We start from the raw sequence: 22,654 nt of genomic DNA on the forward strand, positions 1-22,654 counted from the left end.
CCTCAATGATTCAATACCACCTTGCCGGTTTTCTCACAGTAGCGCACGGCAGAGCGGAGCGCTTCATATCTGAATCGGAAGGTGCAATCATCTGCCACAAGGTCGAGGACGTGGAACTTCTCTAGCTGCTCTCGTGTGCGCTTGTTCGGACACAGCAGCAACACCTCGCAGTTTGCCTCTTGCGCATCTTTAATGGCATTTTCGAGTGCCAAGCCAACCGTGACGTCAATCATCGGCACGTCCGTGAGGTCAAGGATCATCACTTCATAATCACCGATATGGCTATGCTGGCGCGATATCGCTTTAGAGACACTGAAGATCATCGGCCCAGAAAGGTAGAAGAACAGCACTTTTCCTTCTGCTTTATCGAGTAAGCCGCGCTCACTGTCGGTCAATGGCAAGCTATCATCATCGGCATCACTGATCGCTTTCACCTGACGCGCTTGTACACGGCTGAGGCGCTCGATAATAATGATGTTCGAGATAAACACCCCTAACCCTACCGCGACAATCAAGTCCACGAATACAGTTAGCAACATCACGCCATACATCACGCCCATGCCTTGCAAACTCACTTTGTGCGCGCGCTGAATGAAGCTCCAATCTAGAATGTTGAACCCCACATACACTGCAATGCCTGCCAGTACCGCCATCGGGATCGGTTCGGTTAAACCACCAGCGGCCAGTACAACCACAGCAAGAACCATCGCACGGGTTGCACCGGATAACGGCGAGCGTGCGCCCACTTGAATATTAGTGACGGTGCCCATCGTCGCGCCTGCGCCGGGCAAGGCACCAAATAGGCCTGCAATGATGTTGGCTAGCCCCTGCCCGCGCAGCTCTTTATCAGAGTCATGTTCTTTACGGGTTAAAGAATCAGCGATGACCGCCGTGAGCAAGGTGTCGATGCAACCTAATGTGCCGAGCACAAGGGCATCAATCACCATGTTCACGAAGATTTCACTGTTGATGGTCGGGATCACAAAAGATGGCAGACCAACAGGAATTTCACCAATGCGGCGAATGCTGTCGGTATCGAAAATGATGATAGAGAGTAAAGTCACTGCCACCAATGCAACTAGCTGTGCGGGGACATAACGACGATAACGCTTGGGAAGCAAAAACAGAATCGCGAGTGTTAAACCACCAAGAAACAGCTCGCTAAAACGCATTGATTCAACAATATCGGGCAACGCTTTTAAGGTTCCCATCACGCCACCAGCAGGCGCAGGATGCCCGAGCAACGGAGAGAGCTGAAGGATAATTAAGATGACACCGATCCCCGACATAAAACCGGACACCACGCTATAAGGCATCAAGGTGACATACTTCCCCAACTTTAAGGTACCGAGTAGCATCTGAAAGGCGCCAGCCATCATCACCACGGTAAAGCCCATCGCCATCCCATTCTCGGGATACTTTGCCATCATGGTCGTGAGGATCGCCGTCATGATCACTGTCATTGGGCCAGTCGGCTCAGAGATCAGGGTGGATGAGCCACCAAAAAGGGCAGCGAACAACCCAACGAGGATCGCCCCCCATAATCCCGCTTCAGCACCCGCACCAGACGCAACACCAAATGCCAGCGCGAGAGGTAAGGAGATAATCGCGGTGGTCACCCCGCCAAATAGATCGCCTTTCAAATTAATATCATCAAACCGCTTTTTAAACACCCATGACTCCCTTCATATTGCAAAACTCATTCACCACTTCCATTGGTGATCTAGAACTATTGATTGCGCAATAGTACCTCTAAGTGTGATCTTGTTAAAAGAATGTTTAGTTCTGCTTTGTAACCAATCGGGCACAGCCTCTTTCATCTTTCCAATATTTACTTATAATTCATCAACCTATTAACTCACCAACCCATGGGTGACACTATGCCAATTGCAACGCCACAATGGCCACAACGCATCATTTGCTTAACAGAAGAGACCACAGAAGCGCTTTATCTCATGGGGGAAGAAGACAGAATTGTCGGGGTATCGGCCTACACCGTGCGGCCAGAGCGAGCCAAACGTGAAAAAACCAAGGTCTCTGCGTTTGTTAGCGCGCGGATTGAGAAAATCTTGGCATTGAAGCCGGATTTGGTATTGGCGTTCTCCGACATCCAAGCCGATATAGTCAGAGATTTGGTCAAAGAAGGCATTGATGTACATTGCTTCAACCATAGAACCTTGAGTGAAACACTGCAGATGATCCGCACCCTCAGCGCGCTGATCGGCGAGCCGCAAAAAGGGGAGCAACTTGTCGCCTCTCTCACACAACATCTTGCTGACATTAAGGCCAGTGCCGATGCCCTCGCGCACAAGCCGAGAGTCTATTTTGAGGAGTGGTTCGATCCACTCATTACGGGTATTACGTGGGTCAGTGAGCTCATTGAGTTAGCCGGAGGCATTGACTGCTATCAAGAATTTGCCAAAGAATCGTTGGCGAAAAACCGCATTATCGAGCACCACGAGCAGGTCATTGAAAAGCAACCCGATATCATTATCGCTTCTTGGTGTGGCCGACGTTTTCAAAAAGAGAAACTCACCCAACGGGAAGGTTGGCAACGTATTCCTGCCATCCAAAATGACGATGTCTATGAGCTGAACTCCAGCGATATCTTACAGCCTGGACCCGCCGCATTAACAGATGGTGTGGCACAACTGCACACCATCATTAAAGCGTGGAGTGAAAGGCAATAACCTCCTTTCACTCACCCTGCCTGTCGGCACCTCAAGGATGAAAGTAGCCCGCGACGGTTTGAACGGGCTGGCTTTCTCTACCTTGCGTTAACCATACAGCGACTGCATCCGCATTGTCCGCCACGTCAATATCCACAAATCGCCACTGTTTTTCCGCATTCAATTGGCGTTTTTCAAGTACAACGAAGTCATGCTCTAAATCTCGACCTCGATTTTCACCCGCTTTCACCTCGGTGTGTTCATCCATGGCAAGTAACACAATATGCGCTGTGTACTTACCCTGTTGATCATAGAGAACCGTGAACTGATCCGCATCACGACTCAAGGTGAGTGTGCCGCCCTCTTTTTGAAATTGATTCGGTAGGGCTTTGCGACGAAAGAACCCGCGCCACTCTTTGCCATCCACCACAAAGCCCGGGGTATACACCGACCCAATATCGCCATAGGCGCGATACAAACGCTGGCGCTGACTGTATGCTGGATGCGCAAATTCATCTTTCCAGCCCAATCGGTCCCAATAGTCGACATGAAACGCGACAGGAATAATCGATTGCCAAAGATCCGGCGATTGCTGAAACTGACTGAGGTAGCGATCAGCCGGAGGGCAGCTAGAGCAACCTTCCGACGTAAACAGCTCCACCAGTTGCGCTGGCTGTCCTTGGTGTGTCCATGTTTGCGCTAACGCAGCCGCAGGTAGCAAGGTGAGCAACACCGAGAGTGATCGACTAACAGAATTTCGCGAAAGTAACGACATAACCTAGGTCCTATGATGTCTATCCTGATCATGGTATTGACTATAAGACCTCGCAACGCGCGCTTTCTTTCATGGTTACATGCCCCAGTAGCGCTCACTTCTACCAATTTGAGGCACACTGAGTTCAGTCAATCCCGCACTCCATTAAGATTAGTATTCGTTACTCGTATGATTTCTATTTATCAGCAAGATACGCCTAAACAACGCTTTGCCTTGCTTAAATATGGCGCATAAATTATCGTGTTCACACTAAGATTCAAACGATAACGCCTTTCATACAGTTAAGGATTGCTTACTTGAAAGAGAGAATGCCCCCGCTACAGGCGCTGTACTATTTTTATGTGGCCGCCGACAAAGGCAGCTTTAAAGCGGCAGCCGAGCACTTGTTTGTGACCGCGGCTGCGGTTAGCCAACAGATCCGAATATTAGAAGCATGGCTAGATAGCCCGCTGTTTGTACGTACACATCGAAAAACGACCTTAACGGCCGAAGGTGAGACCCTGTACCGGCATGCACAAAAGGGCTTTGATCACTTACAAGCCGGCGTGCGCGCACTGCATCAAGATCCCTCTCCACATCGATTGGCAGTCTCCACCCATCCTACCTTTGCACACTACTGGATCATTCCGCGAATCAGTTCGTTTCGCACTCAAAACCCTGACATCACTTTATTCGTTGACCCGGGTAATGAGCTCATCACCTTTCAAAATGATGCCATTGATCTGTGCGTCAGATATGGCCATGGCGAGTACCCAAATGTAGAAAGCCATTGGTTAATGGATGAAGCCCTCTATCCCGCTTGTCACCCTTCCTATCTCGCTAAGCATAAAATCAATAGCCTAGCGTGTTTATGCAGTGCAGATTTGATTGAAGACATGGTGCCAGACGTCGAATGGAAGCTGTGGTTTGATGCGTTGGGGATGGAAAGCCTTAGCGCTAACGTGATTTATGATGGTTCGCAGTACGTCATGGAAAGTGTGCTCGCAGCGCAAGGGGTCGCGTTGGTTAAACACAGCATCGCAGATCGTTTCATTAAAGAGGGAAAACTGGTTCGAATCGGAGATCGCGCAATTAAATCCAGCTATAGCTATTTTCTTTGTGCACCCAAGGGGCACTTTCGCCGTGAAAAGATTCAGCGCTTTAAGGCATGGATAAAAGGTGAAGTGGCTCGCCATCAGCAGGCACCAGACAATCCTATTGACCTCTCTCAACTTAACTGGGATGCCAATAAATTGATCTGCTTGTCCAGCGAAAAATAATGGCGCTTCAGTGAGCGCCATTGTTCTCAACCGCCTATTAGTTCATTGAGTTTATAGCACAGGCGTCGGGAGTAGGGTCCAAGCTTCGCTTAACCCCGGCTCATCACCTTGTGTCCACCAATTTGCCTCATAGTCAGCCCCTTGGTGTGTCACGCGGTCTCCTTTGTTGTACACGCTTGTTGCCAGCCACGCTTTATAGTTACCATCTTCTGGTGGCACACCCGGACCGTCAGTCGGTGGCAGTTCCGTCACGATGCGAACAGCAGGCCAGTTAGCATGTGAGTCATAGAAATTGGTCACACATTTCTCATAATCACCGGGTACTAGCGCCGAATAAGCGGTTTGATAAGCCACAAGCTTACATTCAAACGAAACACCTTCCGGACGATCAGCATGGTATGTCCAATCCCCTTCCCAGTTCGTCAACAACACATCTGGCGCATCATCTAAACGAATGCTGCCATACGGCGTTTGCTGCCAACAGGTGTTTAACTCATCTGCTTCCACAGGGATTTGGAAGAAACCAGACAAGCCTTCCCAATAGGCAATACGGTTTTTGGGTTGGCCTTTATCTTTATTGTGCTCACCGCACTCAATACCACCATTAATAATGTTGATCGTGGTACCAAAGCCGTAGCCAATACCATGATCTTTCTCTAGCTGCGACGGCACCCAAGTACGATCAATCACATGGATCATCGCAGGTTTCGGGGCTTGCGGCGTCATGAAGAACCAAATGGCCGACGCCAAGTTCAACCAAGAATCCGCAACGAGCCCGGGATTGTTCAATAGCACTGTCGCATCACCATCGAACATCACTTCAGAGAACATGCCATAGTTGAAGTGATAAGAGAGCTGTTTCGCACCCCGACCAAAATACCCTTGGTTTTCGGCGCATGGCCAACGGCGGTTTTGCCAATCATCTTGGCCACATCCTGTGGTATAGCCTGGCTGTCCCTCTTCCCACCCCATTTCGCGCACATGCACCAGTGCCTGTTGCCACTCTTCCAACCCTAGTGGATTATCGGATTCATTGTCGACAGCAATGTGTCCCCCCGTCTCCTGCGCAAAGTGTGCGAACGCGGTAATAATGGACTTCTTACAAATCGCATCGGCATCGCGCCCATCCGTGTAATCACCACAAAAAGCTGGGAACTTACCAATCGCGCGCAAGAAACGCGTATATGTGTATTCGTGCGTGGCCATTTGTGTCAGGAAATGCCAGTCACTTTCAGGGAATACCTTCTCTGCTCGAATCACATTGGCAGGGTTAGAAGCAAGACCCGGCTGAATCGCTTCAACCACCGCGTTCGGTGCCGTTTCAAGGGCTTTTGACCAAATCGCGTACATAGGGTCACTGGTTTTTGCCGCCTCACTGGCTTCAATATCTGCGCGAGCAATAACATAACCGGCGGGATTGTCTGGATCTGTCACTACGGTCAACGCCATAGCATTGGATGCGAGGGTACAAGCAAAAAGCAGAGCAGGGTATTTGATGTTCATCTTAATTTACTCCATTAAATAGGTGAAATAACGCCTACGCCACAGAGAAGCGGTCATTTATTTTATCTAATTTATTTGCCTCTCTTGCCTACAATTATGTCACCCAGATTGTAAAGATCATCACTACGGCAAAACCGTCAAAACCTCCAGACTTCTCTGTAAATGTCAAAAATTGCAGACATTTTAATCAGAAGATAATAAAGACACAGAATTTAAATTCGCAAGGAACACTGGATTGCGTAAAGCGCGGAATACGCTTTATATTGATAAGTTTATCTTTTGCGACTCAGATCTTTTGTAATGAAAAATATGGGGAAATTTGCGTGCTATTTTTGTGATAAATGTCGCCAACAAAGACGCTAACAGTATATATAACTACAACAAAAGATGCTGATATGATATTCATCTAATCACTCAACAGACCTTATTTTGCCGCCATAAAAGATTCATTTCTAAAATAGCGAAAAAAGGTTAATCAGGAAGAAATAGACAAAGCGTATCCTAACGGATTTTAGTGCACACTAAAAGAGACAGGTATATGTCCAATACAATTAGAAACTGCGTGATAGCCATTGTCGGTTGTCAGCTCTATTTACTCTGGTCACTCTTTACCATTACAGAGTTAAAGCAAGCGTTGGCTGAAGAAAAGCTGCGCAGCCAAAATATTGCCGCCGACTACCAAATGTGGCGTGAACTATGGCAAAACCATAGTGCGCCCCTGTCCATTGAACGTTTACTGGCCCACGCCAGAGAACCGCAGTTGACGGAAGTCGATTTCTCTCGCGCCAATCAACGCGCCTATGTGATGACACTAAACGAACCTGTCTTAGCAGAGCAACTGCAACGTTACCGTTCAGACCACGTGCTCTCGCCTTACTTTTATGTCATCACAGATGAAGAAGGCGCAATCATTGATTGGTTTTGGGATAAGCCATAAGTGACAATTACTTTCAACTCACCGCAGCCAATGAGAACAACTCTCAAACAGCCTTTCCTTCATTAGACGATTACCGCTAATATAATGCGACAAACTCTTCCCATGAGAAGGTACGATGGTGAAACACTCCTCTACTCAGCCCTCAGCAAGTAAAAACCGCTTGGTTCGTTTGCCAAATAGCGAGGCGATTGATGCCTTTGAAAAAGAAGCAGGGCTATTAAAACAAGTCCAGAACGGAGAACTCTCTCAAGTACTGATGTTATGGCAAGCAAAATCATCGACATTAGTCCTTCCTGCAGGCAAGAAATGGCCGATATCCCACACCTTAACGTCCGCGCTTAAAACATCAGGGTGGGATCTCTATTCGCGAAAAACAGGCGGCGCTCCCGTACCTCAACGTCCCGGTATCATCAACCTGTCCTACATCTACAGCCTAGAGAGTCATCAAGAGTACGATATTCGAGCCACTTACCTGCATCTTTGTCGCATACTGCAATCTTTCTTTGAGCGCTTTGGGGTTAAAACAGACATACATGCCACACCGGGTTCTTATTGCGATGGCGACTACAACTTGAACATCAATGGCAAAAAGATAGTGGGGACCGCACAGCGTGTATTGCTAAAGAAGGAAGGAGGACGAGTCGTTTTATCGCAAGCGTGTATTTTAATCGACGCCGATATGGATGACATTGTCGCGCCAGTCAATCTTTGCAATCTACATTGTGGGCATCCAGAAACCATCAAAGCCGATGTGCATACCGCGCTCTTAGAACATGTTGAAAGCAAGCCGACGACTGACTCCCTATTCCAAGCGCTGACCGAGGCGTTTCTCAACAACACCTCTCACCCACAAGCCTAATCCAGCATATTCAAGCATTTGAATCGAGTCGATGTGGCGTCAACCATAAAAAAACAGCGAAGCCATCGCTTCGCTGTTTATACTCAAGCCACCTCAAGATGCAGGATTTAGACACAGATTAGCAACCGTAAGTACGGGCAATGTAGTCTTCAAATGCGCGACACATTGCATCATCGGAAAGCTGATTGCTGGCCAAATCCGTTGCACCATCCACCACTTTAATCGTGGCATTCAATGACGCAATAGCGGTACGCGGACGTGTCGCTAAACTCGCAATTTTCTCTTGCTCTTTTTCCCACGCTTGCTCAGGTGAGAGATTACAAGTATCGGCTAAGTACTTAGCATTGAAGCCTTCGCCTGTGAGCGACTTAATCGTCTCGTTATGTGACGTACTGTTCCCTGTATGCCAATAGTGCTTTGCCAACAAAGGACCAATTTCTGGATTATCTGTCAGGTAGCCGAACTTGTCAGTGAAGAACGCACGCGTTTGATAGACCGCCATGTGCGCTAGCAAATAGCCTTGATACGCGCACGACGCTTCATCTGTCAACAAATGAGGAATTGCCATTAGTGGGCGTGGGCTGCAAGCGAGCCCGAGTATTCTCTGCTCACATTCCCGCGCTAATTGCGTCACGGCTTCCGCAGTGAGTGCATCATCACTGAGCTGATATAATGCCCGCTCAAAATAGGGCACAACCAAAATACTGCGTTCTTCATAAGCCTTAAACGGCTGACGGCTGTCAATCATCGCCTTGATAATGGCATCCGGTACCGGATTCCCTTCAGCATCATGCGCATACAACTTCAACCAGTCCGCATCGGTGAGAAGGCTATCGCAGAACATCGATTGCGTTTCAGCGTAAGCCATTGAGGTAGGTGCAAACTCCTGAGAAAAACACGGCGCATTCATCTTCACATTCGCGAAATGCGCAGCGTGTCCACCTTCATGGAACAGCGTGTTAATCCCATCGTAGCCACTGCCCACCTGATCAGGCTTCGCGTTCGAGGTAAAGTTAACCTGTGCCGCAACCCATTTCCCTTGATCATAAAAAGCAGGAACAGGCCCATGACAAAAGCCGTTAGGATACTTCCCTTTACGATCGAGCAGATCAAGCGTCAGTTCAGCGCCAGAATAATCAATGTTCAAGCGACCAAAGGACTCGACCCAACGACGCAACGACTTAGAGAAGGGGACGTACGGATCAAGATCGCGCATCGCATCACCCGCAAACGAGAAGATGAAGTTATAGCCTGTTAACGCCTCTTCGCCCTTCTCTTTCGCTAGAGCAGCGAGGCTTTGTTGATGGCTATCACGGGTGCGTTGCTCAAAATCATCCAAGATGGAGAAGAGTTCATCCGACGTCATGTGCTCGGTTTTCACGACCGAGTAATCAAAAAAGTTGTCATACCCCAATGAACGCGCAAACGCGTTACGGCGCTTTACCAGCTCCAAAAAACCGTTATCTAATAGCCATTGCTCTAAATCAAGCAGTGCTTGGTGTGCCGATTGGCGAACGACTTGGTTGTCACTCGTTCGGATCACTGACCCCATCACAGGCAGTGAGCCTTCCTGTTGCTCACCTTGCTCATCAATGTAGGTCATGATGTGCGCTTGTTTCTTCTCGAACAAATCAGCCTCGAACTGAATCAGGTCGGCTTTCAAGGCTTGAGCATCTTCTGAGGCAATCGCGTGCGCTTCAAACATCGCTAACCACCCCATCAGCCCAGTCACTGTGTTGGACTTCTCTTCACTATCCGCAATCGACTCTGCTTGCTTAAGCTGCTGTTTGATCTCCTCAATTTTCGAGGCATCACTGAGAAACTGTGTCCAAGCCGTTTGCGCTTTGGTAGACCCCTCATGGTCATCACTGATGCCCATGTAAGTTTCCCAGAAGAAATCTTCTTTTACGCGGTGTAATGTCAGGTAGTGCTGATTAAGCGCGTTAAGGTATGCGGTCGCCGTCATTTTCGTCCTTCAAAATGGGTTTGGAGAGGGGATCATTATGGCATGGATAAGATATCTAAACGAATTGCATAGCCACTGTCTCAGCTTTAGAGCCAAACTGGCTCGCAGATTTGGACTCAAGCGCAACAACGAAGATTAGAAAAGGGATCTTATTCCTGTGATATTCCTTCAAAAGAAATGAACAACATATCAGCTTCTCGTTTGAATAAACGAACCACTTCCAAGCAAAAACGCCTTGAGTTTGTCATCTAGTTAAAAACATCTTTTAGTGCTTATAGCTAAAGGAGATAAAGCATGACAGAAATGTACATCACAGGAGATAGCCATGGCTGGCTAAACGTAAAATTGACATCTACCAGCCAAGTAGTTGCTTTACCAAAATATCTTAAAGTGGATCTACTAGAAACAAAAAATAAGAGAGATCATTTCACAATTAAAGAGGGGACATATAAAGATAAGGCTGCTTCAGTTTCCTTAAAGAGTAATGGTAAATCGTGGCTAGGCACCCCATTACCTGACTACGGGAGTGGCGTATCTTTAATCTTTAAAAAAGGAGAGGAATGCCTGATCACACCATTGGGAAAAATTAAAGCTATCACAGATGATGATAACCCAATTCCAAATGGCACCCATCCTATTCAGATTCCTGACTTTCCTCATAAGTTAGGCCGAGGTTACCTATCACAAGCTCAACTTGCAATGACTTGGTTTTACCTTGGTTCAGGCGCGGCTGTTAGCAACAATAATGATCGATACCTTCATCCTGGTGCTGTCAGTTTAGGTTGTATAACCATCGAAGAAGTATCAAAGTGGGATGCGCTATGCGAGAAACTTTTATTGGCTAGAGAAAGTGGTGGACTCAATGTTGGCAAAGTTACTGTTCAAGACTAAAGCTAAAGTCTATTTAGCGAGTCTCTCCTTCGTCGTTACCTCCACAGTTATCGCCGACGATCTAGGCAATGCCGCTATCGGCGCTGCTCTAGAGCAGCAAGCGAAAGACGTTGGAGCAAGCAATATAGGGCTAAACTACAAACTCTGGTGTGGTGCTGCGAAATCCGCTCTGAATTCGAATAACCAATATCAATGTGCAAAATACACCATACTTTCCGTTTCCGTGATGAGTAACCCGCAGCCTTCAATTGAAGCCGTTTTTAAGAATCGGCAGGAAAAAGCGCTCCAATTGCTGCTGGCGGGAGATGCCGCCGTCTACGAAGATGAGCGAGTATGCCTAGCTGGTGCACTCAACTACAACGACGCAGCAAGCTGTTTTGATTAAATCCATCGCCGCCAATTGGCGGCGATGTTGAGACACATTACCTATCCAATTGTAAGTAGATCGTTACAATCCTCCCCGTATTTGTAACCTTCATCCTTGTCTTTAACCGTACCATGAAAAGGATTTCATCAGTCTGATGAATAAACCCTACATATCACTTTAAATACATGGACTGGTTATGAACGATAAAGTTAAACAGAGTTTGTCGAAACTCTCTTCAATCGGTAAAGCACTCATGCTGCCGATTTCGATCTTACCTGCTGCGGGTCTACTACTGGCTTTCGGCGCAAAACTTGATATTCCCCTCATGATGCGTGCTGGTGGCGTCATCTTTGATAACCTCGCTCTCCTTTTTGCTGTCGGTGCTGCTGTGGGGTTAACCAAAGATTCTGGCATCGCGGCGCTCGCGGCGATTGTGGCAATGGCGGTAATGAATGCCACGATGGGGGTTGCGTTGAACATCACCCCCGAGATGGCGATGAGCGGTGGCCGCTACGCCATGGTAATTGGTATTCCAACCTTACAAACCGGTGTGTTTGGTGGCTTGATTGCGGGTATTCTTGCCGCAAACATGTATGAACGCTTTCACAGCATTAAGCTCCCCGACTTTCTCGGCTTTTTCTCGGGTAAGCGCTTTGTCCCGATTGTCACAGCCTTTACTGCGTTTATCATCGGCCTAATCCTGCCATATATCTGGTCATACATTCAGTCAGGCATTGACGCACTATCAGTCATGGCTAACGACGGTAACATGTATGTCTCCACCTTTATCTACGGCTTTATGGAGCGTGCTCTGATCCCTGTTGGACTGCACCATATCTTCTACAGCCCTTACTGGTTCTCCTTCGGTGAATACACGACCGCTGCTGGCACCGTTGTGAACGGCGACCACACTATTTGGTTCAAAATGCTCGAAGATGGCGTCACCTCTTTCAGCAACCATGAGTACCAGAATGCGGGTAAATTCCTCTCAGGCAACTTCGCTATCTATATGTTTGCATTCCCTGCGGCGTGTCTAGCGATGTACCACGAAGCACACGACAAGAACCGTAAAATTGCTGCAGGTATTCTTGGTTCAGCCGCGCTAACCTCTTTTGTAACGGGTATCACTGAGCCAGTCGAATTTGCGTTCATCTTCGTCGCGCCAATGTTGTATATCTTCTCAGCAGTGATGGCCGGTGTTTCTTATGCCGTGTCTTACGCACTTGAGTTACATATTGGTAAGACCTTCTCTGCGGGCATCATCGACTTTGTCTCCTTCGGTGTGCTACCAGGTCTCGATGGGTTTGAAACCAACTGGGTGAATCTGTTCATCTGGGGGCCAATCATGGCAGCCATCTACTACTTCGTCTTCCGCTTCGCGATTCGTAAGTTTGACTTACGTACCGTGGGACGAGATAAGGAGCAAATCACAGAGATTACCCTCAGCAACGAAGAGTTGGCGGAACAAATCTTGGTACATCTAGGTGGCCGTGGCAACCTGACATCCATTGGTGCCTGTATCACACGTCTGCGTCTCGAAGTTAAAGATGTCACCAAAGTGAATGAAGAAGCCATTAAAGCACTAGGTGCCATGGGTGTGATTAAAGTCGGCTCAACCGGTGTGCAAGTTATCCTTGGTGCCAAAGCCCAATTTGTCGCTGAGATCCTCAATAACCCAGGCGCTCACTCAGAACCTAGTTTCGCCTAGGTGACTAAATAACGATGTATCTTCCCCCTTTAAAGGTACATCGTTCCCGCCCTTCGTACTGACTCCGAACACTCCTGAGGTACGGAGGGCAACTCAAACTACTAAGGTGATTTATTCGCCTGAAAGTAGTGGCAAAAAAGAGTGGCACCCAATAGCCACATTACGTGTCATAGCTATCGCAATAGACAACTGTCGATAAGACAACGGCAAATGACACGCGACAACAGAAACCGCCCGCAATCACTTGCGGGCGGTTTTCTCATTGCAGCACTCTAGGATCAGTAACTTAGGGTTAAGCTCAGCTCAATGGATTGCTCAGCGCCATACCAACAGTTCGCTTTGTCGTAGCAAGAGTAATACTCTTTATCAAACAAGTTAGAGGCGGCCACTTGTACCTTCGAGCCTGTCAGATCGTTGTCCATTCCTCCCAGATCATAACTGACTGAAAGATCGGCTAACGTATAGCTCGGCACCGTGTCGCTGTTGGCGGCATCCATTTGTGTCTCGCCAATATGGCGAATCCCTAAGCCAAATTCCGTCCCCGCAAATACACCTTGATAAGGTGCATAGTTTAACCACGCTGTGGCGGTTTGCTCCGGTACCCAAATAGGCGTTTTACTCTGTAAGCCTGTTGTATCTTTAGTAATTTCCATATCGATGTAGGTGTAATTCACCGCGAGCGATAGCGCATCAGTCAAATACGCTTGGCCTTCAAACTCCACCCCCTTCGATTCCGTTTCACCGGTTTGCATTTTCGGGCCGTAAATGTTCTCCGGATCAGCCACCAAAGTGTTCTCTTTGGTAATCTGGAAAAGCGCAATGGTCGCCTGACGATCACTGTCTTCGTACTTCACCCCCGCTTCCCACTGGTGACCTGTTGCAGGCTCGAAGTCTTTTCCGTTTTTGTCGATACCCAGTACAGGCTCAAAGCTTTCTGCGTAGCTTATGTAAGGCGAAAAGCCGTTTGCCAGTTGATATAACCCACCAACACGGAATGAAAAATGCTTTTGATCAGCATGCTCGGAAGACTGACTCGGAAAGCCTTGATAAAGGGCTTTGGTCTCTTGATCAGACTTAACAAGATCGTATCGACCACCACCGATCAAAACCAGATCACCCAATCGCACTTGATCTTGCACATAGAAACCAGTTTGACGACTACGAATGGTCAGATCTTGTGAGTAGTTGAACGTCAAATTACCGCGATCAATCACCCCATGATCTGGATTAAAAATGTCGATCGTATGCGCATAATTATCTGAGGTATCTTTGTAGAGGATATCCGACTTTAGCCGCTGATAGTCAATCCCAAACAACAGGTTGTGCTCAAATCGTCCAGTGGTAAGTTGCCCACTCAATTGGTTATCGATGGCAAAGCCCTTTGATTTTTCATCCGTCAAATAGGCGTTCAAACCAATCGTGCGCTGATCATCATTTAAACCCGCCGGGTTGTTATACGTGTTCTCCTGATACGCTTTGGCATCCATATAGCGGGCATTTTGTAGGAAAACCCAACCACTTTGGAAACGATGTTGCAGCTTGTATCCCAGCATGGTCACGCGACGATCATACTCATTCCAATGGCTTGAACCGGGGAAAGTCGAAGGCGAAGTGGTGCCATGCGGGTTCGGTGTTACCATGCCGCTAGCGGGTAAGGAGGTATACATTCCCATGTGCGGATCATCTTGGAAGTAGACATTCACATTGAGCAACGTCTGCTCACTCATGTACCAATTCACTGATGGCGCCAGCACTAAACGCTCTTCCTTGGTGGTATCAGCTTGGCCATCCCGCTTTCTAACCAGCCCAACAAAACGATAAGCGAAATCACTGTCACCAATTTGCGCCGTGCTATCCCACTGCAGTTCAGCCAAACGACGTGTCCCTGAAGCCAACGTCAAGCTATGCTGCGGAGTGCGTTGAGGGGCTTTAGCGATAATGTTCACCATGCCACCCGGCGGTATATTGCCATACAGCACAGAGGTGGGGCCTTTAAACACTTCAATCTGTTCGATGGCAACTGGGTCTATTTGCGGTTGGAGATTCCAACTGTTGTATTGCAGTGGCAAACCATCATAAAAGTTGTAATCGCTGTCGAAGCCACGAATGGTATAAAAATCCATACGCGATACAGCGCCACCACGTAGTTCGGTATTCACACCTGGAACAAAACGCAACGCCTCACTCACACTACTCACCCCACGCTGTTGCATCGCATCACTGGTGATTACCGAGATGCCTTGCGGGGTTTCTTGTGGGGCTAACGCTGACTTCGTTGCGGTATGACGATAAGTTTCGCCGAGCACCGTCACCACTTCACCCTCGGCGTTATGATTGTCAGCACTAGCGGCAAGGTGTCCCGGTAACAAGCAGAGCGATGCTACCGCGACGGCCAATGTTGAAGGCTTAAAAAAAACAGAATGCTGCATCGTTTCCCTCGAATGCGACTGATGTTATTGTTAAAGATATTAATTGAGAATCAATATCATTTGCATTCTAGGGAGTTGTGAACGGTAAAAGTTAACAAATTGGGGCAAATCGAAACATTAGCGTGTCACGGGGATCCAATAGGCCATCTTTGCGGCTTGGGAATGCATATCATAGTCCCAAGGGTAAACTTCAAGTTCGTACCCATCTAAACCTCGATACCCCGACTCCGGAAGCCACTCTGCGATGAACCAAGCCACTGTCTGAGCCAAAGCGATGGCTGGCCCTTTATGCTCCACAACCGCATAGGTCTGTGCCGGAATGTCAACCTGTTGCAGGCGATGTTTTTCCAGCGTGGCCAACAACGCCTCACTCTGTGGTTCCAGCGCAGCCCAATAACGAATTTGGTCTCCTTCGGCAGTCATGGCTGTCGTATCGACAATCCCGTAAACGGAGGCTTGCCCCGTGAACTGCGCCATCAGTGACGGTTGATTATCAAATCGATTGTAAAGCTGTTGCCATATCTTGGGGACTTGTTGTTGAAAGTTGGGTGTTGGCGACAGAAGGCCAGTGATATCACCACTCACACCATAAAGCCGCGATACGGGGCGCGTCTCAATCCTGACTTCCACCAAGCGAGAAATTTCGACAGGCGAGAGTGCTGGATGTTGAAGGTGTGCCGCAACACGAGGCGCTTCGAGCGGCTTTCTTAGCCCCATGCGTTGACCGCGCTGTTTGTAAGCGCGCGGGCCAAGGCCAAACATTTGCTTGAATGCACGACTAAAACTAATTTCTGAACTAAATCCAAGCGAAAAAGCGATATCAATCATTCGAGATTCACCGTTTAGCAATTGCTCTGCGGCATGACTCAGTTTAATTTCGCGCACATAGTTAGCCACAGTCGATCCGGTTTGCTCTTGAAACACGCGTTGTAATTGCCAACGTGACCAACAACTCTGCTCGGCAAGTTCCGCGACCGACAAGGGTTCTTCAATATTCTGATGGATGTAGGTCAAGATCCGCTTTATCCGCTCAAAACCTTGCTGTTTATCTTGTCGGGACATCTTCCTTTATCCTTTGTAACGCTCAAAAACTGCGCTCATTTTGCCATACCGATAAAAGAGTCACCAATATTGACTTCTATATACTCAGCCATCTCTATACTTAGCAAGTAAGCCATAACCTAAGGTTGTCCTCATGCTAAATATGGATTTTTCTGTTCCTATTGCCCTCTGCCTCGATGATCTTGACTGGCAGCATAGCCCCGCAAATGGGGTGATGCGTAAACCTTTAGAACGCTCGGCACCTGAGTCTGGTTACACCACTAGCATCGTCGAATATCAAAAAGGGACCTCCTTTGCTCCGCACCCACATCCTATTGGTGAAGAGATTTTCATCCTAGAGGGTATCTTTTCAGATGAGTATGGCGACTACCCGGCTGGGACCTATTTACGTAATGCGCCCGGCAGTAATCACTCACCTTTTAGCTACGAAGGCTGCATTCTTTTCGTCAAACTGAACCAGTTCCATCCCGACGATACCGAGGAGGTGCGCATCGATACTGCGATGCTCGATGACAGCACCAAACCACACCGCCTTCACCAACACCGCGCTTGTATAACTCGCCTATTGAAAACCGCTGAGAGTGCCGATGTACCGATTAGTTCTCCTAATGCAAAAGTGGAGTTTCTCGTTATTGAAGGTAGCCTGAAAATCGCTGAAAAAGTCTATCAAGGCAGCCATTGGATTCGCTTGCCCCACTTCGATGGGGTCATTACAACAGCGAATGCACCTACTCGCATTTTGATAAAACAGGGTTAAGTGCAACATCCCACCAACAACCAAAAAACAATTAAACCACAAACAAAGAATACTGAAGAAATTATCACTTTACATTTGAATTTAAATAGTGATTCATTCCATTTTTTGACCACAAATCGAGACCATCCCTCTCCAATTTCGTCTAGGATATTCTCGTCCTTTAGGAGGTGAATATGTCAAATATCAATCAAGAACGTCTGGTAAATCATTTTATCGATATCGTTAAAATCGATAGCGAATCAGGCAACGAAAAAGCGATCGCCGAAGCATTGGCAGAACAACTAGGTCAAATTGGCTTTAGTGTCGAGAAACTGCCAGTGCCAGAAACCTTGTCTAATGGCTTCAATATCTACGCAAAACTGCCGGGAGAACTCGACGGTAGCGTCGCATTGAGCTGTCATATGGATACCGTGACTCCTGGTATCGGCATCGAACCAGTGATTGACGGTGACATTATCAGCACGGCTGGTGAAACGGTATTGGGTGGTGATGACAAATCAGGCATTGCGGCTATCATGGAAGCGGTACGTGCGATTAAAGCCGATGGTAAACCACACCAAACCATTGAACTCGCCTTCACAGTCTATGAAGAGGGTGGCCTGCACGGCTCTCAACACTATGACATGGGTAAGCTCGAGTCAGAAGATTGTATCGTGTTCGATTCCGGTGGCGAGATCGGTACCATCATCACCGTCGCGCCGGGTCAGCAGAACATGAAAGTGACCATTAAAGGTCGTCCAGCACACGCTGGTTTAGCGCCAGAAGAAGGCATTAATGCCCTAACTGTGGCGTCTGATGCGATCATGAACATGAAACTGTCTCGTATTGATGAAGAGACAACGGCAAACATCGGTGTGGTGAAAGGGGGCCTTGCAACCAATATCGTGATGCCTGAGCTATATATCGAAGCGGAAGCTCGCTCACTCAACGATGACAAACTCGCCGCGCAAGTCGCACACATGGTTAGCGAATTTGAAGCTGCTGCTGAACGTCATGGCGCTGAGATTGAGATTGTATCAAGCCGCGCCTACAACGCGTTCCGCATCGAAGACAATGATCCTCTGGTCCAGAAAGTCATGGCCGCTTTTGACCGCAATGGCATCTCACCATTCACCGCACCAACTGGCGGTGGTAGTGATGCCAACATCTTCAATGGTCATGGATTGAAAACGATTAACTTGTCTACTGGCATGGCAAAAGTACACACCACTGAAGAGTTCATTAAGATCTCGGACATGGTGAAGATCACTGATTTTCTATACACCTACTTAACGCACTAAGCCGTAGTATAGATACATTCACTGGCCACAAAGCGCAGACGCACTTCACGTCTGCGCTTTCTTTTCTTCACTGTGTTGATCAACATAATAGTCGCTTTGCGGATCAAGAAGTTGCTCGTGCACATAGTGGAGTAAAGAGAAACAACTCTTTGCACTCATGGTATACGGGTTGAAATCTTCGTTGATCGAAAAGCGCAATAGGAGTGAGCGGTGTAGGTGACTTTCAGGTAGGAAGCTCATCATCCAATCACCAAAGCAGCGCTCTGATATCTCTTCATACTGAAGCAACATCACATCTTCATGCCTTGGGTCATTGGCTATTTTGTTATACAGCCTGTTGACGCTCGTTCGCGAGCCTTCTAGACATTGCAAAAAAAACTTTCGATTGAAGCAGAGCATACCGGTTATATTCTGGTGCTCATTATTGGTGTTCGATTTTCTTAAAATAGCTTCCAAGTCATGTGACAAAAATTCTGCGGTTTTTTTACTGGCGTAGACCAATCTGACCAATTGCATACTTTGCACCCATTAATCGCTTTGTATCATTACCCATCAATATAAAATGCATACCATTTCATATTATAGACAATGAAAGTCATTCTTTATCACCACTCCATCCATACCTTTTAGAGCAATAATCCATCCTTCACAAGAATTTAAACAAAGTTTATGACGGCTCAATAAGCCATTAGCGCAACTCCATGCCATCCAAATGCCCTTTTTGCATGGCAAAAAATGTGAAATTTGTTCCCTTTTTTACCCATTCTGAGGATACCCAAGTATATGAACCCGATGCCTATCGCAGATCACACTTTCCACTCTGACGTCTTTTCGTCCACCGAGTAAAATATCAATGTTTGTTATTGTTTGATGACATTTTAATTTCAGCGGGAAAAAGTATATGGAATATTTAGACAGAATTAAGCGTCTGGCTAAAGTACAAGGAATTAGCCAAAAGCAACTTGGAGATGCGCTGGGTCTTCAACAAGGTACCATGAGCCGCAAGTTGTCTGGAAAGTATGGCATTGAAGTACGTGAGCTAGAAAAAATTGCAAGCGCATTGCAAACCACTGTGGGCTACTTGTTAACTGGCCAAATAGACAGTGAAGCACAACGTACCACGACGTTAAATGAACTCAATGGCCAAACTCGCACCTACGTGCCAGTGATCAACCGCCGTGATTTCACCTCTTATACCAGTGGCGAAAAAGTGTCAGTGATCAGTAAGAAATCACTGCCTGAACACCTTGATGGTGAAGGTTGCCTAGGTATCGTTGTTGATAACGAAAATATCGCGCAGTGTGCACCGATGGGCAGCTTTGCTTTAACATCACTGAAGGCAAAGTATAAACCAAAACAGCCTGTACTTGCCTCTGTACGCGGCAGTGAGCCTGATTTTTACCACATGACACAAATCGCCGATGGCGTTGTTTTCTCAACCTCTCAGCCTGATTTTCCAAATCTGTTTGTGAGTCATGATGAGTACCAAATCCACGGCTATATCGTGCAATCAGAATGGCACTTTGAGCAACTGAGCTAAATCAACGACGCAAACGTTTGAGCAATGAACGTGCATCAGCCTCAGTTGAACTGAACCGCTGAAAAAAAGCGACCCACTGGGTCGCTTTTTTGTTTGTATCTCTAGGTGCTTGTTCAGCGAGAAACGCCTTTACGAGTCACGGTATGTGGATAAAAGATCATCAAGCCACTGCTTGGTCTCTTCATCTTTCTGCTTCAACTCATTCGAACCTCGGGTGATTGTCGCGACCCCAACACCTAAAAGTTGACTAATTTGACGCTGGCTTAGATCACCTTTTAGCAGTTCGTTCACTATATTCACGCGCCCTAACAAGGACTCCCGCTCATCTGGCGTAAGCAGAAGTTGTAATATCGTTTCTTCACGTCCCTGCTCAAATGAAGTTTTGAGTAAAGCGATGACTTGCTGCCAATCGGTAAAATCTGCTTTCTCCGCCATGGTCTATCCTTTCTTCATTGTTTGAACGCATTCTATACCCAAATTCAGCCAAAACCCAACCTCTCACCTTCCCTCAGGCAAGAAAAATGGCCTCACCAAAGGCAGGCCATTGATACACGTTAGTGACCTCAAAACACGCCCAAAAATCAAGGTGTCTTGATCAGTATTGACGCTCCATCTCGTTCCGAGTGAGCAAATAGACGGGCTTATCGAGCAGTTGACGATAGTAAATTTCAAACATCAACACATTCTGCACGTAGCCGCGCGTTTCGTTGAAAGGAATTGCCTCAATAAACTCGAACACATCGAGCTCACCATTGCTGCGTGCAAGCCAACGTGAAACACGATGAGGACCCGCATTGTAAGAGGCAAATGCAAGAATACGGTTTTTATCCATATCATCCAGCAATCCGGTTAAATACTCGCTGCCGAGTTTGATATTCACTTCCGGCGTAAACAGGCTATTCACACCGCTATAAGGCACTTTGTGTTCACGAGCCGTCGCTTTGGCCGTGGCTGGCATAAGCTGCATCAAACCACGTGCACCTGCGCTAGACGTGACATCTGGGTTGAAAGCGCTCTCTTGTCGCGCAATCGACATCAAGGTCACCATCGGCGTTCCCGTCTCAGCGGCCATATGAGCGAACTGCTGTTGATAGGCGAGAGGGAAACGTAACCGAATGTGTTCCCAATGCTTACCCGAAATGGTCGCCTGCACTGCCTCCGCATGCCAACCTCGTTTGGTTGCCTCTTGTGCCAATTTTAGGCGCCCCGGTTTGTCTTCGCGAGACATGAGATGGCGCCATTCGCTGCGCGCACTGTCTTCTAGGCCAAGTGCTTTCAGCTCATCAATACGCAGGAAAGTCGCACTGTGTTCAGGTAAAACGACATCCAGCGTTTGCACCTCCGCAACAGGAAAACTCACGGGCTCACCGAGTAACGTGGCCGCGGCAACACTATAGTAGTGACGATGCTCAAGCAAAGAACGCAACAGAACTTCGCCTTGCGCATCCCCTTGATCATGAAGCAACTTACCATGCCAAAATGTCCAACGTTTACTTTGTCGCTCTTCGTCTGGCAGTTGCTGAACCCATTTCAACGCGCCACTTCGATCGGCTTCACGGATAGCCAAACGAATACGACGTTCAAGCAACGCCGTATCTTGGGTTGTCATTAATGCCGCATCACGCCATGCAATTAGGTGTGGTTTACTGGAGCTAAACAAACGTCGAATGACGACATCCCGCATCGCTTGGGTACGCGCTTCATCAAAATGTTGACCTTCCGCCGCCTTCTCAACTTGTGCGATAGCTTTGTTGACATCCGCTCGCGCGAGACGAGCAAATGCTGCTTCGACTAAAGCTTGATTGTGCGGGATCACGGTACTACGTTTGGAAAACGCTGCTACACCAGCAGGTTGATTAAACAAAGCGACAATTTCACGGCCTTGCGCTGCATGGGTCGCTGGAAGCTGTTTTTGCAAATACTTCAAACGGCCAATTGCTCCCGTTTTATAAACGAGGACCATACGCTCTAAAATGAGGTCTCCCGTTAGCCCACCAGTGGCTCGCCACTGCTTAAGCAACGGGTCACATCGCTCGTCAATGCTGTTGCCGTTTAGCCAAATTTTTTTCGCACCTTGCCAAGCCAAGGATTTTTGTCCTGTCCCAGCCAGGGCTTGATAATAATAACAGCGGTAGACTTCTGTGCGAGGCTCATCCGGCTGGAGCGCAAGAAACCCCTGCCAATCACCTTTAGCGGCAAGCTGACGTAAATAGCCATCTTTGACAGAATTAATGAAGGGTAAATCTGGGTACTTGGCTAAGAAATGATTGACCTCATCGATCGAGCGTGATGACAAGTCGCGACGGAACATGCGGTAATCAAGGTATGGCCACAAAGGATAATTGTGAAGCTGCGCACTCAACATACCAAATTTGACCACGTTCCCCGCATCCAATGCTTCCTTAGCGGCCGTGTAATCGTCACGCTTTTTCGCCATAGCAAGCGGCGTTGCCTGCGCGACGTGTTCTGAATCTGTCGAAGCTGCTGTGTCTGTTGCCTGAGTCGGCATCGCCATCAAGGCCGCTGCAATCACGGCCCATCCTACTCTATTTCGCACTTTCTCTTCCCTCTGAAAATGTTCCGATACTCATGTCAGAACAATACGTTATTCTTCTCTACTCAAGATGCTGACCACAAGATGAACACAGGGTT

At 47.7% G+C, this 22,654-nt stretch carries 18 protein-coding genes and 1 pseudogene; 10 read left to right on the forward strand and 9 right to left on the reverse strand.

The window, feature by feature from the left end; all coding sequences use genetic code 11:
• Positions 1 to 2 precede the first annotated feature (2 nt).
• The gene (locus TSUB_RS13320; RefSeq protein ID WP_087021832.1) at positions 3 to 1,673 is read right to left on the reverse strand and encodes a SulP family inorganic anion transporter; all 1,671 of its coding nucleotides are present in this window, start codon (positions 1,671 to 1,673) and stop codon (positions 3 to 5) included.
• 207 nt (positions 1,674 to 1,880) lie between these two features.
• Between TSUB_RS13320 and TSUB_RS13325 the strand changes: the two genes are divergently transcribed.
• Positions 1,881 to 2,690, forward strand: coding sequence for a cobalamin-binding protein (locus TSUB_RS13325; RefSeq protein WP_087021835.1), 810 nt, complete (start codon positions 1,881 to 1,883; stop codon positions 2,688 to 2,690).
• 31 nt (positions 2,691 to 2,721) lie between these two features.
• Here the strand turns inward: TSUB_RS13325 and TSUB_RS13330 are convergent, their stop codons facing one another.
• A complete protein-coding gene (locus tag TSUB_RS13330) occupies positions 2,722 to 3,444 on the reverse strand; it encodes a DUF1223 domain-containing protein (protein WP_087021838.1) in 723 nt (240 codons plus the stop codon).
• A gap of 296 nt (positions 3,445 to 3,740) precedes the next feature.
• Between TSUB_RS13330 and TSUB_RS13335 the strand changes: the two genes are divergently transcribed.
• A complete protein-coding gene (locus tag TSUB_RS13335) occupies positions 3,741 to 4,703 on the forward strand; it encodes a LysR substrate-binding domain-containing protein (protein WP_087021841.1) in 963 nt (320 codons plus the stop codon).
• 60 nt (positions 4,704 to 4,763) lie between these two features.
• Here the strand turns inward: TSUB_RS13335 and TSUB_RS13340 are convergent.
• Positions 4,764 to 6,206 (reverse strand): annotated as a pseudogene (locus TSUB_RS13340) (chitinase); the annotation flags it as partial.
• A 538-nt stretch (positions 6,207 to 6,744) separates the two neighbouring features.
• Between TSUB_RS13340 and TSUB_RS13345 the strand changes: the two are divergent.
• Both TSUB_RS13345 and TSUB_RS13350 read left to right on the forward strand, forming a co-directional pair.
• Positions 6,745 to 7,143, forward strand: coding sequence for a hypothetical protein (locus TSUB_RS13345; protein ID WP_221274545.1), 399 nt, complete (start codon positions 6,745 to 6,747; stop codon positions 7,141 to 7,143).
• Between the two features lie 115 nt (positions 7,144 to 7,258).
• The gene (locus tag TSUB_RS13350) at positions 7,259 to 8,002 is read left to right on the forward strand and encodes a lipoate--protein ligase family protein (protein WP_087021847.1); all 744 of its coding nucleotides are present in this window, start codon (positions 7,259 to 7,261) and stop codon (positions 8,000 to 8,002) included.
• Positions 8,003 to 8,120: 118 nt separating this feature from the next.
• Here TSUB_RS13350 and TSUB_RS13355 read toward each other — a convergent pair whose 3' ends face one another.
• A complete protein-coding gene (locus tag TSUB_RS13355; protein WP_087021850.1) occupies positions 8,121 to 9,968 on the reverse strand; it encodes a M3 family metallopeptidase in 1,848 nt (615 codons plus the stop codon).
• 294 nt (positions 9,969 to 10,262) lie between these two features.
• Between TSUB_RS13355 and TSUB_RS13360 the strand changes: the two genes are divergently transcribed.
• The 3 genes from TSUB_RS13360 (at position 10,263) to TSUB_RS13370 (ending at position 12,934) form a co-directional block, all read left to right on the forward strand.
• Positions 10,263 to 10,859, forward strand: a complete 597-nt coding sequence (locus TSUB_RS13360) for a hypothetical protein (RefSeq protein ID WP_087021853.1) — start codon at positions 10,263 to 10,265, stop codon at positions 10,857 to 10,859.
• Positions 10,831 to 11,244, forward strand: a complete 414-nt coding sequence (locus tag TSUB_RS13365; protein ID WP_087021856.1) for a hypothetical protein — start codon at positions 10,831 to 10,833, stop codon at positions 11,242 to 11,244. The genes TSUB_RS13360 and TSUB_RS13365 overlap by 29 nt, the downstream gene beginning before the upstream one ends.
• A 178-nt stretch (positions 11,245 to 11,422) precedes the next feature.
• On the forward strand, positions 11,423 to 12,934 hold the full coding sequence (locus tag TSUB_RS13370; protein WP_087021859.1) for a PTS transporter subunit EIIC: 1,512 nt from the start codon (positions 11,423 to 11,425) through the stop codon (positions 12,932 to 12,934).
• A 278-nt stretch (positions 12,935 to 13,212) separates the two neighbouring features.
• Here the strand turns inward: TSUB_RS13370 and TSUB_RS13375 are convergent, their stop codons facing one another.
• The gene (locus tag TSUB_RS13375) at positions 13,213 to 15,363 is read right to left on the reverse strand and encodes a TonB-dependent siderophore receptor (RefSeq protein WP_087021862.1); all 2,151 of its coding nucleotides are present in this window, start codon (positions 15,361 to 15,363) and stop codon (positions 13,213 to 13,215) included.
• Positions 15,364 to 15,480: 117 nt separating this feature from the next.
• Positions 15,481 to 16,425, reverse strand: coding sequence for an AraC family transcriptional regulator (locus TSUB_RS13380; RefSeq protein ID WP_087021866.1), 945 nt, complete (start codon positions 16,423 to 16,425; stop codon positions 15,481 to 15,483).
• Between the two features lie 133 nt (positions 16,426 to 16,558).
• Between TSUB_RS13380 and TSUB_RS13385 the strand changes: the two genes are divergently transcribed.
• On the forward strand, positions 16,559 to 17,182 hold the full coding sequence (locus tag TSUB_RS13385) for a cupin domain-containing protein (RefSeq protein ID WP_087021869.1): 624 nt from the start codon (positions 16,559 to 16,561) through the stop codon (positions 17,180 to 17,182).
• A 173-nt stretch (positions 17,183 to 17,355) separates the two neighbouring features.
• Positions 17,356 to 18,462, forward strand: coding sequence for a M20/M25/M40 family metallo-hydrolase (locus tag TSUB_RS13390; RefSeq protein ID WP_087021874.1), 1,107 nt, complete (start codon positions 17,356 to 17,358; stop codon positions 18,460 to 18,462).
• A 45-nt stretch (positions 18,463 to 18,507) separates the two neighbouring features.
• On the opposite strand, the gene TSUB_RS13395 is transcribed toward TSUB_RS13390, so the two are convergent.
• Complete coding sequence (locus TSUB_RS13395) at positions 18,508 to 18,978, reverse strand: BLUF domain-containing protein (protein WP_087021877.1); 471 nt, start codon at positions 18,976 to 18,978, stop codon at positions 18,508 to 18,510.
• Between the two features lie 385 nt (positions 18,979 to 19,363).
• Here TSUB_RS13395 and TSUB_RS13400 point away from each other — a divergent pair, with 385 nt between their 5' ends.
• Positions 19,364 to 20,002 (forward strand): helix-turn-helix domain-containing protein, encoded by a 639-nt coding sequence (locus tag TSUB_RS13400; protein ID WP_087021880.1) that lies wholly within the window; start codon positions 19,364 to 19,366, stop codon positions 20,000 to 20,002.
• Between the two features lie 129 nt (positions 20,003 to 20,131).
• Here the strand turns inward: TSUB_RS13400 and trpR are convergent, their stop codons facing one another.
• Positions 20,132 to 20,437 carry a trp operon repressor gene (gene trpR / locus TSUB_RS13405; protein ID WP_087021883.1) on the reverse strand — a complete coding sequence of 102 codons (306 nt, stop codon included), beginning with the start codon at positions 20,435 to 20,437 and terminating at the stop codon, positions 20,132 to 20,134.
• A gap of 160 nt (positions 20,438 to 20,597) precedes the next feature.
• Positions 20,598 to 22,559 (reverse strand): murein transglycosylase, encoded by a 1,962-nt coding sequence (sltY, locus tag TSUB_RS13410; RefSeq protein WP_159064923.1) that lies wholly within the window; start codon positions 22,557 to 22,559, stop codon positions 20,598 to 20,600.
• Between the last annotated feature and the right edge of the window lie 95 nt (positions 22,560 to 22,654).

Origin of the sequence: Thaumasiovibrio subtropicus (assembly GCF_019703835.1) — a bacterium.
Taxonomy (GTDB): domain Bacteria; phylum Pseudomonadota; class Gammaproteobacteria; order Enterobacterales; family Vibrionaceae; genus Thaumasiovibrio; species Thaumasiovibrio subtropicus.